Below are 13953 nucleotides of genomic sequence, written 5' to 3'. Positions count from 1 at the left end.
ATCACCGCTCCGCCAGGCTGATCGCGACTGAAGTCGCCCCTACGGCGTATGGGACGTATGGGACGTATGGGACATATGGAGCGCATGGCCGGCGGACGGGATGGGGGCGGAAGGTGCTAGAATGCGCGCCCTTCCCTGCTTTCCAGGCCGTGCCATGACCGATACCGATTTCGCTTCCCTGCCGCTGGACGCCGCCACGCTGGCGAACCTGGCGTCGCTGGGCTTCACGGCCATGACGCCGATCCAGGCGCGCAGCCTGCCCGTCATTCTCGAGGGGCGGGACGTGCTCGCCCAGGCGGGCACCGGCTCCGGCAAGACCGCCGCGTTCGGGCTGGGGCTGCTGCATTCGCTGGACCGCCGGGACTTCCGCTGCCAGGCCCTGGTGCTGTGCCCCACCCGGGAGCTGGCGGACCAGGTGGCCCGGGAGCTGCGGCGGCTGGCCCGGGGGACGGACAACATCAAGGTGCTGACCCTGTGCGGCGGCGTGGCCATGGGGCCCCAGGTGGGCTCCCTGGAGCACGGCGCGCAGATCATCGTCGGCACCCCGGGGCGGATCGAGAAGCACCTGGCCAAGGGCACCTTGTCCCTGGACGGCCTGAATACCCTGGTGCTGGACGAGGCCGACCGGATGCTGGACATGGGGTTCGTGGACAGCATCGCCGGCATCGTCGAACGAACCCCGGCGCGGCGGCGGACGCTGCTGTTCTCCGCCACCTGGCCACCGGCCATCCAGACCCTGGCGGGCCGATTCCTGCGCGATCCGGTGTCCATCAAGGTGGCCACGGAAGAGGACCGCCCGGACATCGAGCAGCGTTTCTACGAGGTGACGCCGGAAACCCGCCTGGAGGCGGTGACGCGGCTGCTTTACAGCCTGCGGCCCGCGTCCTGCGTGGCCTTCTGCGCCACCAAGCGGCAATGCCAGGAGGTGGCGGACCACCTGAACGCCCAGGGCGTCTCCGCCCGGGCCCTGAACGGGGACCTGGAGCAGCGCGACCGGGACCAGGTGCTGGGCCTGTTCGCCAACCGCAGCCTGGCGGTGCTGGTGGCCACGGACGTGGCCGCCCGGGGCCTGGACATCGCCGCCCTGGATCTGGTGATCAACGTGGAACCCGCCCGCGACCCGGAAACCCACACCCACCGCATCGGCCGCACCGGCCGCGCCGGCGAGCGCGGCCTGGCGCTGACCCTGGTGGCGCCGCCGGAAATGCGCCGCGCCCTGGCCATCGAGGACCAGCACCCGGGCACCCTGCCCTGGCACGACCTGAACCAGGTGCGCCCCCACGCCGACCGGAGCCCGCTGCGGGCGCCCATGGCGACCCTGTGCATCGGCGCCGGCCGCAAGCAGAAGCTGCGCCCCGGCGACATCCTCGGCGCCCTCACCGGCGACGCCGGCCTGCCCGGCGACAAGGTGGGCAAGATCACCCTCTTCGACCACCAGGCCTATGTGGCCGTGGACCGCGCCGTCGCCGACAAGGCCCTGCAGCGCCTCCAGGCCGGCAAGATCAAGGGCCGCTCCCTGCGGGTGCGGCGGCTTTAACCGACTGCGGTGACACCGAAGAGCGGATTATTGGCGCCATCAAAGATGCATGAAGCAGGCTGCACGCCACCTGACCAAGAGTCACAGGCTGAGTGAGCGGCCTGCCAAAAACATCGAGGCACAACTAAGTAGAAAAAACGACAACAAAAGCAACCATGAAAAAAGTCAGAAAACAGACACCTCTCTTTATGGTTGTTTTTGTTGAAATTATCTTATCTTTGTCTGAAGCACCGAAATCGATATCCTTCCTAATCTCCAAGCTGCCAACCAACCACCAAAGCTCCAGAAAGCCAACCTTCTTTTCCAAACTTCTTCGTAGTTTTTCTATAGAGAAAGCAGCATAAGAAATAAATAAAATAATAAATAAAAATCCAGAAAAAAATTCAATGTCATTCATTGGCGACCCCTTCAACCCCCTACCGTCCACCCCGCCCCGCCCGAAAATTCAGATCTCAAGCGAAACGGTTTTCACCTGAGCTGGTGGCGTGCTTATTGACCGTGATAGCCACCCATTGTACTTGGAGGAAATATTGCTTTCCTGGTAACCCGAAGGCTCCGCGTAGCTTTCGGTATTGTCCAGTCCTTTGATAGAGCAAGCGACAAACCATAAAAAAGCCCGGCCGAGGCCGGGCTCCCAAGCGGGGGTGAGTACGGGAAAACTCAGGGCTCGTAGTGCCACTCGCCGTTGTCGCCGGGGACGGGCTGGAAGCCCTGGCCGGTGGTGTTCGGCTGGAAGCTTTCGAACGGGTTGAATACCAGGCGCGGGGTGTCGAGGCTTTGCGGGTGCGTCAGATCGCCCACGTACTGGGAGTCCTCGACGATCTTGCCGCCCAGGGTGCGCTGGTTAAGCGACACCCGCGCCTTGCCGTTGGTGGTATCCACCAGATCGTAGACCCGTTCGCCGTTGTCGGTGGGCACCCGTACGTCCACCTGGCCGGCGCGGATGGAGCCGGATTCGGTGGCGTTACTGGTCAGGGTGCGGCCTTCCAGGGTCACCTTGCCGCCGGTGAGTCCGGTGGTGGTGTGGAGGGTGTCCACGGTCAGGTCGCCGCCGGCCCGGTAGCCGATGTCGCCGGTGCTGTCGGTGCGCGCGCCGGCGACCATGGTGACGTTGCCGTTGGAGATCACGGTGACGCCCTCGGTGCCGCTGATGCGGCCGCCCTGGGTGAAATCACCGGCGGCGGCCAGGTCCACGCGGCGGCCGGTGACGTCGCCGGTGAGGTCCAGGTCGCCGCTGGTGTTCAGGCCCAGGCCGCCCTGGCCGGTGAGGCCGGTGACGGTGAGCGGGCCGGTGCCGCGGTTGTTGATGTAGACGCCACCGCTGCCGCCGGCGGCACCCAGGGTGTCCACGTCCACGTTCAGCGGGTTGCTGGCGCGGGCGATGCCGGTGGCGGCGCTCAGTTCGAGCAGCGCGGCGACGATGTTGTTGGCTTCGCCGTTGCCATCGAGGATGGCGCCGGCCACGGCGGAGAGCATCACCGCGTTGCCCGGGGTGAGGGCCTGTACTTCGTCGACGGTGAGGTCGCCGGTCAGGGTGCGCACGCGGATGTCGCCGTTCTCGATGTGGGCGTCCAGGCCGGCCAGGCCGTCCTGTTCCTCCACGTTGATGACACCGCTTTCGGCGCGCAGATCCAGGCTGTTGGCGCGGGTGGCGATGGCGGTGGTGTCGGTACCCACGCCGTCGCGGCCGGCCAGTCGCACCTCGTCGCCCACCACGCGGGTGTCGGCATCGCCATCGTCGATCAGCTTGCCGTCATTGGCGACCACGGTCACCTGGCCCTGGGCGCGGATGTCGCCCAGGGTGGCATCGCCGTTCTCCACTTGCACGCCGACACGACTGTCGCCGGTGCGCGCCTGGCTGATCAGTACCGGGCCCTGCTGGTTCAGCAACAGGTCACCGGCAACGGAGAGCGCGTCGATGCGCTCGGCGCTCAGGTTCAGGAAGCCGTCGGTGGGGTTGTTGGTGGCCCATTCACCGATGCCGTCGTTGGCGCGCAGGGTCACGTTGACGCCCTGGACTTCACCGGCACCGTCCTTGCGGATAGCGCCGTCGGCGCTGAGAGCCACATCGTGATCGCCGGCAGCGACCCGGCCAATGCCCAGGTCACCGGCGTTGTCCACGTCGATGTCGCCGGCGGCGGTGGTGGCGCCGTCCAGGCGCAGGTCGCCCTGGTTGTCCAGGTCGATGTCGCCGGTGCCGCTGACCGCCAGGGTGGCGCTGTCCAGCTCGCTGTTCAGGCGGATGCCGTTGACCGCGGTGCCCTGCAGATCGTCGGCGCTGAGGGTGCCTTCCGCGCTGGTGGCCAGGCGGCCGGCGCTGTCGAGCACGGCGTCGCCGTTTACCGCCAGGGCATCGATGGTCAGGTCACCGCCGGCGCGCAGGTGGGCATCGCCGTCGGCCAGGCTGCTGTCCTTGACGGTGAGCCCGTCGGTGTCCAGGTCCTCCAGATGCAGATCACCGCTGCCGGTGATGGTGACGTAGAGGTTGGTCACGCGGGTCTTCAGGCCGCTGAGCGTGGAGCCGATGCTCTTGGCCGCCGACAGGAACAGGTTGTCGCCGTGGATGTGCTCGGCGATGGCCGGGTCGGCCTGAATGCCGCCCTCCTCGCTGGTCACGGACACGTCGCCACCGGCACGCAGGGTGGACAGGGCGACGTCGTCACCGGCTTCCAGGGTCATCCTGGCGCCGCTGTTCATCACACTGCTGGCGTCCATGGTGATCTTGCCACCGGCGCTGGCCTCCAGGTCCGCGCCAGCGCTCAGAGCGGCATTGTTGGCCAGGGTCAGGGCGCCGTCGCTGGCGGTGATCCGGGCGTTGCCGTTTACGGCGTCCAGGCTGGCGTTATCGAAGCCCACGTCGGTGCCGGCGGTGACGGTCACGTCCCGATTGGCTTCCAGATAGCTGCCATCGTCCACCTTCACCGCCGCCTCATCGCTGCTCACGGTGAGCGAGTCGCTGGCGGTGACCCGGCTGCCGTCAGTGACGGTCAGGTCGCCGCTGCCCACGGTCAGGCTCAGGTCCGCCGGGTCGGCGCCCGGTGCGTCGCCGCTGGTCAGGGTGGCGGCGGTCAGGGTGGCCCCGCCGCCGGCTTTACCGGTGAGCGCGCCGCCGGCGGTGACGCTGGCGCTGGTTACCGCCAGGTCGCCTTGTTCACCGGCGGTCAGATCCAGAGCGCCTTCGGCGCGCACCGTGGAGGTGTCCACGGTGAGGCCGCCATTGGCGCTCAAATCCAGGTCGGTGGCGGCGGTGGCCTGGCTGTTGGCCAGGGACAGGTCCGCCCCCTGGGCCGTCAGGGACAGCTTGGCGCCCGCCTCGGCGGTGGCCTGATCCAGGGTGACATTCTGGCCGGCGGTGCCGGTGAGGTCGTTGCCGGCGGTGAGCGTGGCGCCGCTGGTAACGCTCAGGTCACCATCGGTGGCGGTGACGGTCAGGTCGCCCTCGTCGGCATCCACGGACGAACCGTTGTTGATGCGCACGTCGGTGGCGGCGGTCAGGGTGGCGTCGGTGGCCGCCCGGCCATGGCTGCTGTTGGTGAGGACGACGCTGCCTTCCTCGCTGCCCAGGGTCAGAGCCCCGGCGGCGGTGGCCTGGCTACCGCCGGTGAGGGTCACGTCGCCGCTGCCGGCGTTCAGGCTCAGATCGACACTACCGGCTTGCAGCGGCGCGAACGCGAACAGCGTTACCGGCGCCGGCTGACCGCTGGCCAGGGTGGCGCTGGTCAGGGTAATGGCCCCACCGGCGTCGCCGTCCAGGAAGCCACCGGCGGTGACCGAGGCGCGGGTCACCGACAGATTGCCGCCGCTGGAGGTGAGCGCGGCATCGCCGTCGGCGCGCACGGTGGCGTCCTGCACGGTGAGGTTGCCGTCGGCATCCAGGTCCAGGTCACCATCGGCGTCGGCCTGGGCGCCCTCGGTGAAGGCCAGGTCGCCGCCGGCGCTGCCGGTGAAGTCACCGCCGGCGCGCAGCACGGAGGACTGGCGAACGGTGAAGTCGCCATTGGTGGCGGTCACCTTCAGGTCACCGCTGCCGGCTTCCAGACGTGAGGCCTCCGCCAGGCTGACACCGGCCCCGGCGGCCACGGTGGCGTCGGTGACGGCGGTGGCGCGGCTGCCGTTGGTAAGGCTGACGTTGCCTTCCTCGCTATCCATCACCAGCGCCCCGGCGGCCTCGACGGCGCTGCCCTGGGACAGGGCGATGTCACCGCTGCCGGCGTTCAGGGTCAGGTCCACGTTGCCCTCGGGCTGCGGCTCCAGGGGTACCGGCGCGAACGGCACCATGACCGAGTAACCGCTGGTCAGGTTGGCGGCGGTCAGCAGGATGCCCTTGCCGGCGTCGCCATCCAGGAAGCCACCGGCGGTGACCGTGCCACGGGTCACCGACAGGTTGCCGTCGGTGGCGGTCAGGGCGGCGTCGCCGTCGGCGCGCACGGTGGCGTCCGTCACGCTCAGGTCATCGCCGGCGTCCAGGTCCAGGTCGCCGCCGGCGGTCACCGTGGCGCCGGTGGTGAAGGCCAGGTCGGTGCCGGCGTCACCGGTGAGGTCGTTGCCAGCGGTGAGGCTGGAGGACTGGCTTACGGTCAGGTCACCTTCGGTGGCGGTGATGCCCAGGTCACCGCTGGTGGCGGTGAGCCGGGAGCCGGCGGACAGCGCCACGTTGTCGGCGGCGGTGACGGTGGCGTCCCCCTGGGCGGTGGCCGTGGCGGTCACCAGGGTCACGCTGCCGGTGTCGGCGGTGAGGCTCAGATCCTGCTCCAGGGATTCCACGGTGGAGGCATTCACGGACAGGTCGGTGCCGGCGCGCAGGTCCACGTCATCGGTGCCAGCGACGCGGCTGCCCTGGCTCAGGTTCAGAGTGCCGTTGGTGGCGGTGGCGGTGAGGCCACCATCGTTGGCGATCAGCGTGGAGCTGCCGGACAACTGCAGGTCCTGGCCGGCGAGGGCCTCCACCTTGCCACCGGCGGTGGCGTTGCTGGTGGTCAGGCGCAGGGAGCCCTCGGTGGCGGTCAACGCCAGGTCGACGCCGGCGTTGATCAGCGCGTTGGTGAGGATGGTGTTGCCGTTGGCGGTCAGCTTCAGGTCACCGCCGGCGGTGGCGCTGCTGTTCTGGGTGAACAGCACATCGCCGCCGGTGGCGGTGGCCGACAGGTCGCCCTCGGTGGCGGTCAGGTTGCCGCCGCCGGAAACGCTCACGTTCTGGCCGGCGGTGAGGGTGAGATCCTGCCCGGCCACCGCGCGGCCGGTGTTGAAGGTAGCGTTGGTGCCGGCGCTCAGGTCGATATCGGCATCGGAGAGGATCTTGCCGTTATCCACCACCAGCAGCTCGCCTTCCTCGGCGCCCACATGGGTGTCGTCGGCGCCGGTGATGGTGCTGCCCTGGGTCAGACGCACGCTGCCGCCGGCGTCCAGGTCCAGAGTGGCCACGACTTCCGGGTCCGGCGAGCCGTCGAATTCCGGGTCCAGAGAGCCGTCGAATTCCGGGTCCAGAGAGTTGCCGGCGCTGATCAGACCGTTGGTCAGCAGGGCGTTGCCGCCGGCCTCACCGTCGAAGGCACCTCCGGCGATCATCTGGCTGTTAAGAAGGCTGATGTCGCCGGCCTCGGCGGTTACTTTCATGTCGCCGTCGGTTTCGGTGTGCAGCTGGGACTGGTTCAGGCGCACGCTTTCGCCGGCGCTGACGGTTTGCCCGCCGTCGGTGGCGGCGCGGCTGTTGGTGAGCAGCACGTCGCCGTCCTCGGCGGTGATGCTCATGTCGCCGCCGGACCGGGCGGTGGCGTTGATCAGCGCCGCCTGGTTGCCCGCCTTCAGATCCAGGGTGGTGGCGGCGGAGGCGCTGCTGCCGTTATTGATCTCCAGGTTGCCATCGGTGGCGGTGGCTTTCAGGGCCCCGTTGGTGGCGGTGAGGGTGGACTCGCTGGATACGGTGATGTTGTCGCCGGCGCTGACGGTCACGTCCCCGGCGCCGGTGGCCTGGCTGTTGGCCAGGGTCACGTTGCCGTTTTCACCGGTCAGGGTAAGGTCGCCGCCGGCCTGGACGCTGGCGTTGGTCAGCGACGCGGTGGTGCCCGCTTTGAGGGTCACGTCACCCTCGGCCTGGGCACGGCTGTTCTGTACCAGGCTGACACCACCTTCGGTGGCGGTGGCGGACAGATCGCCGTCACTGGTCAGTTGCACGCCGTTGATGGCGGTGATGTCGCCGGTGGTGGCGGTCAGCTTCAGGTCGCCGTCGGCGTCCAGGTTGGCGTTGAGCAACTGGCCCTTGCCGCTGCTCAGGCGGGTGTCGCCTTCGCCGGTCTGGGTCACCGCTTCGTTCACGGTGAGGGCGCCGTCGGCCACGGTCAGATGCAGGTCGCCGTTGGCGTCCAGGCCGGTGAGGCCGGGCAGGCCCAGGTTCGGAGTCACGCCACCCACGGTGAGGTCGCGGTTCTGGTTGAACAGGTAGAGGCCGCCGTCGCCGGCGTCCGCTTCCAGGGCGCCGGTTTCGATCAGCAGGGCCTGGTCGGCGGTGCCGATGCCGTTGCCGGCGCGCAGGGCGAGTTGATCGGCGTACAGTTCCGGGGTGTCATCCACCTCGTTAAGGGCGTCGATGGCGCCGTGGGCCACCAGGGTGATGTTGCCGTTCTCGCCGTCGGTGCGCACCTCGCCCAGATGCAGGTCACCGTTGTCGCTGGTGAGGGTGACGTTGCCGGTGGTGGTGGTGACTTTCTCGACGTCCAGGTCGTCGGCGTCGTGAATATTGATCTCGCCCTTGGCGTCGGCGGTGACCACGTCCACGGCGGTGTCCAGGCCGCGCTGGGCGAAGGAGCCGGTAGCGCCGATGGCGCCGCCGGCGGTCAGTTCCAGACGCTTGGCGACGATGCCGGTGTCGTTGTCCTGGTCGTCGTCGATGCGGCCGTCCGCGTCCAGCGCGATGGTGGCGCTGTCGCCGGCGGCGGCCAGTTGATGGACGGTCAGATTACCGCCGGCGGTCACGTCGATGTCACCGTTCAGGGTTTCCAGGGCGATCAGCGCCAGGTCATCGCGCTCGCGCAGCAGCACGTCGCCTTCGCTGGTGCCGCTGTCGACCACGCGGTCCACCTTGGTGTCCAGTTCCACCTGGCCGTCGGCGCGGAACTCAAGGTCACCGCCGGTGACGTTCAGGGTGTCGCCGTTGTCGTCGATGATGGCGCCGCCCTGGGCGTACAGATAGGTTTGGCTGTCCGTGGTGATCTCGGTGTCGACCACCTGGGTTTTCAGGCGCAGGTCGCCTTTGTTCCACAGCCCCATGTCGCCGGCGGCGGTGAGGCCACTGAGGCCGTCCACGGTGCCGAGCACCAGTTCGTCGCCACCATTATCGTTGATCACGAAGGCGTCGCCGTCGCCGGCGTCGACCGCGATTTCATCGGTGTCGGTGTGCAGCGAATCCTCCTCGTCGGCGACGCCCTGACCGGCGCGCACGGCGATGGCCGGGGCGTGCAGGGTGCCGGCGTCGGCGACCCATTCACCGTTCACCCAGCTACCACCGATGCCACGTACCGCGCCTTCCGCCTGCAGGGAAATCAGGGTCGGGCTGACCACATCCCCCACCACGCTGATGGTACCGGCCACGTTCTCGACGCGGATATCACCCACGGATTCAATGTCACCGAGGCCGAGGCTGCCGGTGGAATCCAGGTAGACGCCACTGTTCAATGCCCGGCCGCTGCTGGTGCCCATGTCCAGTTGGTTGGCCTGGATGCCCAGCGGTTTGGCGGCGGACATGTCGATGTCCTGGGCCTGGTCGTAGGCGGCGATGGCCTGGGTGCGCAGCAACTGGCTGGCGTCGCGGGCGGCGGTGGCCTTGAACACGGACTGGTCGGCCATGTCCCGGGACACCTGGGTGGTATTGCGCAGGGTGGTCCAGGTTTCCACGTTGGTGATCGCGTCGCCCAGGTAAGCCTTGGCCACGTCCAGGTCATTGAGCGCCACGTTGAACCGGTCGGCCAGCGGCGAGACCACGTTGCGGTCGTACTCGTCCACGGCCACCTGGGCGGCGGACAGCACCAGGCTCAGCCCCTGGAAGGTGGCTTCGGCGCCGCCGTCGCCACTGAACGGGATCGCCTGGGCGCCGCCGGCCACCATGGCCACGGCGTCCACCGCGATCTGGGCCACGGAGACGACACGATTGAGGGTGTCCAACTGGCTGTTGGCGGCGTTCAACTGGCTGGAAAGCTGGTTCACGGTGCGCTGGGCACTGGCCAGGTTCTGCTGGGAAATATTCTTGCTGACGATCGCCTGGTTGAGCGCCGCCAGGTAGGCCTCGAGCTGTTGCTGCAGGGTTTCCAGCTGCAGGATCTTGGCGTTCAGTTCCGCCACCCGGCCGGCGTAGTCGGCGATGGCGGTATCGCGGGCGATTTCCGCGTCGCGCTCGCTGGGGGTGTTGCCGATCAGGGTGACATGATCACCGCGCACGTTCTGGTCGGCGCCGTTGCCGTCCAGGATGACGCCGTCGCGGGCGATCACATACACGTCGCCGGTGCCGCCGGTGTCGAGCATGCCCAGGGTCACGTTGCGGTCGGCATCCAGGGTGATGTCGCCACCCTCGGTGACCAGATTACCGGTGATGATGTTGCCGTTGTAGCCTTCGTTGGCGCCGTCGGCCCGGGCGGTAAGGGTGATGCTGCCGCCGCCGGGCAGGCGGATGGTGTCGTCCTGGTTGAGGAACACGATGTTGCCGTTGGTGGCGGTGAGCACCAGCTTGCCGCCGTCCATGACCAGGGTGCCGCCGTTGTTGTCGAGCACGGTGATCGAGGCGGCCACGATGGTGACGCCGCTGGCGCCCTTGCCCACCAGGCTGTCGGCGTCCACTTCCACGGCGCCGGGGCTGGCGGCGTTGACGTCGCCGTTACCGCCGCTCACCGACATGCGATCCACGTCCAGCACCAGGGGGCCGGTGTTGCCGATGCCCTGCTCGGCGCGCATGTCCACCTTGCGGGCCACCACGTTGGCTTCGTCGGAACCGTCCGGGCGGGCGTCGTTGATGGCGCCGCCGCTGGTCAGGGTAACGTTGCCGCCGGCGGCGGTGACGGTGCCCAGGCCGATGCTTCCGGCGCTGTCGATGTCCACGTCGCCACCGGCGGCGCGGGCGCGGATCAGGCTCAGCGGGCCACTGTCACGGTTGCGCAGATAGATGCCACCGTTGCTGGCGTTGACCACCAGTTCGTCGACGCGGATTTCCAGGGCGTCCACGGTGCCGTCGACGGCGCCGATTTGCTGGGCGTCCAGGTCCAGGTTTCCGGCGACGATGTTGTTGTCGTCGCCGTTGCCGTCGCTGACCCGGCCGGTGGCGTAGAAGGTGACGCTGCCGCCGCTGGACAAGCGACCCAGCACGGCGTCGCCGGACTGGCTGAAATCGATATCGTCGCTGGCTTCACCCTCCAACATGCTCAGCGCGCCCACGTTGCTGACGTGGATATCACCACCGGATAGCATCGACAGCCTGCCGGTCACGGCGGTGGACAACGCGCGGCTGTCGCTGCCGATGCGGGCGGCGTCCAGTTGCACGTCGTTGCCGGTGATGGCGGTGCTCTCACCGTCACCGTTCAGGGAGCCCTCGGCGGTAAGCCGGATCATCCCGTCGGCGGACACCTGGCCGAGAGTGAGATCGCCTTGGTGGCTGACCGTGACACCGCGATCGGCGCCGCCGGCCGACGCGTTCAGGGTCAGTTCGCCGGAGCCCCGGTTATCCAGATCGATGTCGCCGTCGGCGCTGGTGGCGTCGATGCTATTGGCGTTGGTGGTGAGATCAATGTCGTCGCCGGCGTCCAGGGTCAGGGCGTCGGCGGCGAGCAGGCCGCCGCCGTCGCCGATGCGACCGCTGGCGGTGAGGTCGACGTCATGGCCGGACAGATCGGCGCCTTCCACGATCAGGTTGCCGGCCTGGTTGTTGAAGGCCAGATCCAGACCCTGGGCGCTGTCGCGCCGCACCGCCAGATGTTCGTCGGCGCGGTCGAAGGTAATGCCGCCATCGTCGTCGGAGACCGAGACATTGCCGCCCACGGTGGTCACGTCCAGGCTCGACAGCAGGCCGGTGTTGGCCACGTAGGTACCGGCCAGGCTGGTGCCGGTGCTGGTGGTAAGGCCGCCGACCTCGGTGTTCAGCGCCTGGGCGGCGGTGCCGATGGCACCGTCGGCGTCCAGGGTCAGGTGATTGCCGCGCACGATCTGGTCGGCGTCGCCACTGGCGAGGATGTCACCGTCCTGGCTGGTCACGGACACCTCGCCGTTGTCGGCTTCCACCAGGCCCAGGACCACGTCGCCCAGGGTGGCTTGCAGGCTGACTTCGGCGTTTTCGCCCAGGGAGCGGATTTCCTCGGCGTTCAGGCCGTTGTCCTCGGCCAGGTAAATACCGTCGCCGCCGGAATAGGCGCGAAGGCGATTGCTGCGGGTTTTCAGGGCGCCGCCATCCTGACCCAGGCGACCGGCGGCGGCCAGGTAAATGAAGCGACCGGTAAGGGTCGCGCTGTCCCCGCTCTGGTAAATGCCACCCTGGCGGGACAACAGCCCGAGCCCGTCCGGGGAGGAGATCTGGTCACCGATAAGAATGTTGTCTTCAGCGGCGATCATGACGTCATGAGTGCCCGCCGCGCCGGTGCTCAGGGTGATGTCACCGTCGGCTCCGGCGATGCCGGTGGACGATACCGTCTGGCCGCCCTGGCTGACGCGTTCGCCGGCGCTGATCCGACCGAGCATCAGCTCGCCGTCCTGTTCATCGATATAGATACCGCCGTCCTGGGTGGAGGCCGACAGTACGTCCACGGCGGTGGTCACCGCCTGCCCTTCCCCGCCGATGGCGCCATCGGCTTGCAGGTTGGTGGCCCAGGCCTCCACGTTGGCCTGGGCGCCATTGCTGCCGCGCAGGTCGCCGTCCTCGGCGGTAATCAGGGCGCGCAGGCCGGCCTCGACGCTGTTGTCACCGGTGCTGACCCGCTCCAGGGTCAGGTCGCCGTCGGTGTCGGTGATCACCACGTGGCCTTTTTTCGCCTCGGCGCGCAGGGTGTCCGCGTCCAGGCGCAGAGCGTTGTTCTCCGCGCCGATGGTGGCGCCGTCCACGGTGGTGGCCAGGGCCACGCGCTCGCCGCTGGCGGCGGTGTCCAGGTTGCCGTTACCGAGGATATCGCCGGCGGCGGTGACGGCCAGATCGCCATCCACATGGGCGCCGTTCAGGGTCACGCCACCGTCGGAGTGAGTGAAATCGAGGTCGGTGGCCACGATGCCGGAGGTGGACAGACGGTCACCATCGAAATCGACGCTGGCATTGACCAGTAGCGGATCGCCGGTGATCGGGTCCTGGACTTCGTGCTTGAGGTTGATCTCGGCGCTGTCGCCGGTGTCGATACTGAGGCTGGCGAGCTGGTCCGCTTCGTCGACGCGGATAGCGCCCTCGTCGCTGCTCACCGTCAGGTGATCCACTTCGGTATTGACCGCGCCGGCGGCGCCGATGCCGGTACCGGCATCGAGAACGGCGCTGTCACCCTTGATCAGCCCGCCGTTGGAGGTAATGGCGTTGTCCGCCTGCAGCCGGACCTCGCCATCGGGGCCGGTGACGGTGAGATTACCGGACTGCTCCAGGTCGTCGCCGGCCATGGTCAGCTCGGTGGCGGCGGTGATGTCGCCCTGGTTGACCACGGAGGAGACCACGGCGTCCTTCTGGCTGCCGGAGAGCAGCACGTGGCCGGCCTCGATCTGGCCGCCGGCGCCATTCTTGATGGAGCCGGTGGCACCGGTCAGGTCCGCGTCGGTGACCGAGAACTTCACCAGGCCGTTGCCGGTGAGGTCGATGTCATAGCTGCCGTCGCTGGCCAGGGCCACGCGACCGACGTTGGCGATGATGTGGCCGGTGTTCTCCACATTGGGAGCAATCAGGTAGACGAAGCCGCCGTCGTCGGTGGTGATCGTGCCCTGGTTCTTGATGGAGGCGCTGTTCATCAGCTCGCCGCTGAAATTGAACTTGCCGTCCATGAAGTCGTCGTCGGCGATATCGAAGGTGGTGGCCAGCAGGCCGGCCACGTCGATGGTGGCGTCGGCGCCGAACACGATGCCGTTGGGGTTGATCAGGAAGATGTTGCCGTTGGCGGTGAGCGCGCCCTTGATCTGCGAGACGCTGCCGCCGGTGACCCGGTTAAGCGTTACATCGCTGGCATTTTGGTGAATGAATTTCACCAGCTCGCCGGGATCGATACTGAAGTCATTCCAGTTGATCACCGCCTTGCCGGAGGTCTGCTGAATCAAGGTTTCCAGCGCCGCGGGGTTGGTGATCTGGGCATCGCCGCGAACCACATTGCCGCCACTGGGCCCGGCCTGAGCCGTGCCGCTGAAACCGAACACCGAAACCGAAACGGCTACCGCCACCGAAGCTTTGCGCTTGTTATTCCGTGCCATGATCTGTCACCCGTGAAAGT

Annotated in this window: 3 protein-coding genes; 1 reads left to right on the top strand and 2 read right to left on the bottom strand. The window is 67.9% G+C overall.

Annotation, left to right across the window (positions count from 1 at the left end; translation table 11 throughout):
* Window positions 1-154: 154 nt before the first annotated feature.
* Window positions 155-1537 (top strand): ATP-dependent RNA helicase DbpA, encoded by a 1383-nt coding sequence (gene dbpA, locus JF515_RS02605; protein ID WP_203100724.1) that lies wholly within the window; start codon window positions 155-157, stop codon window positions 1535-1537.
* 124 nt (window positions 1538-1661) lie between these two features.
* Here the strand turns inward: dbpA and JF515_RS02600 are convergent, their stop codons facing one another.
* Together JF515_RS02600 and JF515_RS02595 are read right to left on the bottom strand one after the other, a co-directional pair.
* Window positions 1662-1934, bottom strand: a complete 273-nt coding sequence (locus tag JF515_RS02600; protein ID WP_203100722.1) for a hypothetical protein — start codon at window positions 1932-1934, stop codon at window positions 1662-1664.
* Between the two features lie 263 nt (window positions 1935-2197).
* Window positions 2198-13933 (bottom strand): beta strand repeat-containing protein, encoded by an 11736-nt coding sequence (locus JF515_RS02595; RefSeq protein WP_203100720.1) that lies wholly within the window; start codon window positions 13931-13933, stop codon window positions 2198-2200.
* Window positions 13934-13953: the final 20 nt, after the last annotated feature.

This window comes from Alloalcanivorax marinus (genome assembly GCF_016785095.1).
In the GTDB taxonomy this organism is placed as follows: domain Bacteria; phylum Pseudomonadota; class Gammaproteobacteria; order Pseudomonadales; family Alcanivoracaceae; genus Alloalcanivorax; species Alloalcanivorax marinus_A.
The sequence above is the reverse complement of the archived record's forward strand: the minus strand, read 5'-3'. Positions and strand labels throughout refer to the sequence as shown.

Bases quoted from the DNA above. Each gene is read 5' to 3' on its own strand.
- dbpA (WP_203100724.1), top strand. From the start codon at position 155: ATGACCGATACCGATTTCGCTTCCCTGCCGCTGGACGCCGCCACGCTG.
- JF515_RS02600 (WP_203100722.1), bottom strand. From the start codon at position 1,934: ATGAATGACATTGAATTTTTTTCTGGATTTTTATTTATTATTTTATTT.
- JF515_RS02595 (WP_203100720.1), bottom strand. From the start codon at position 13,933: ATGGCACGGAATAACAAGCGCAAAGCTTCGGTGGCGGTAGCCGTTTCG.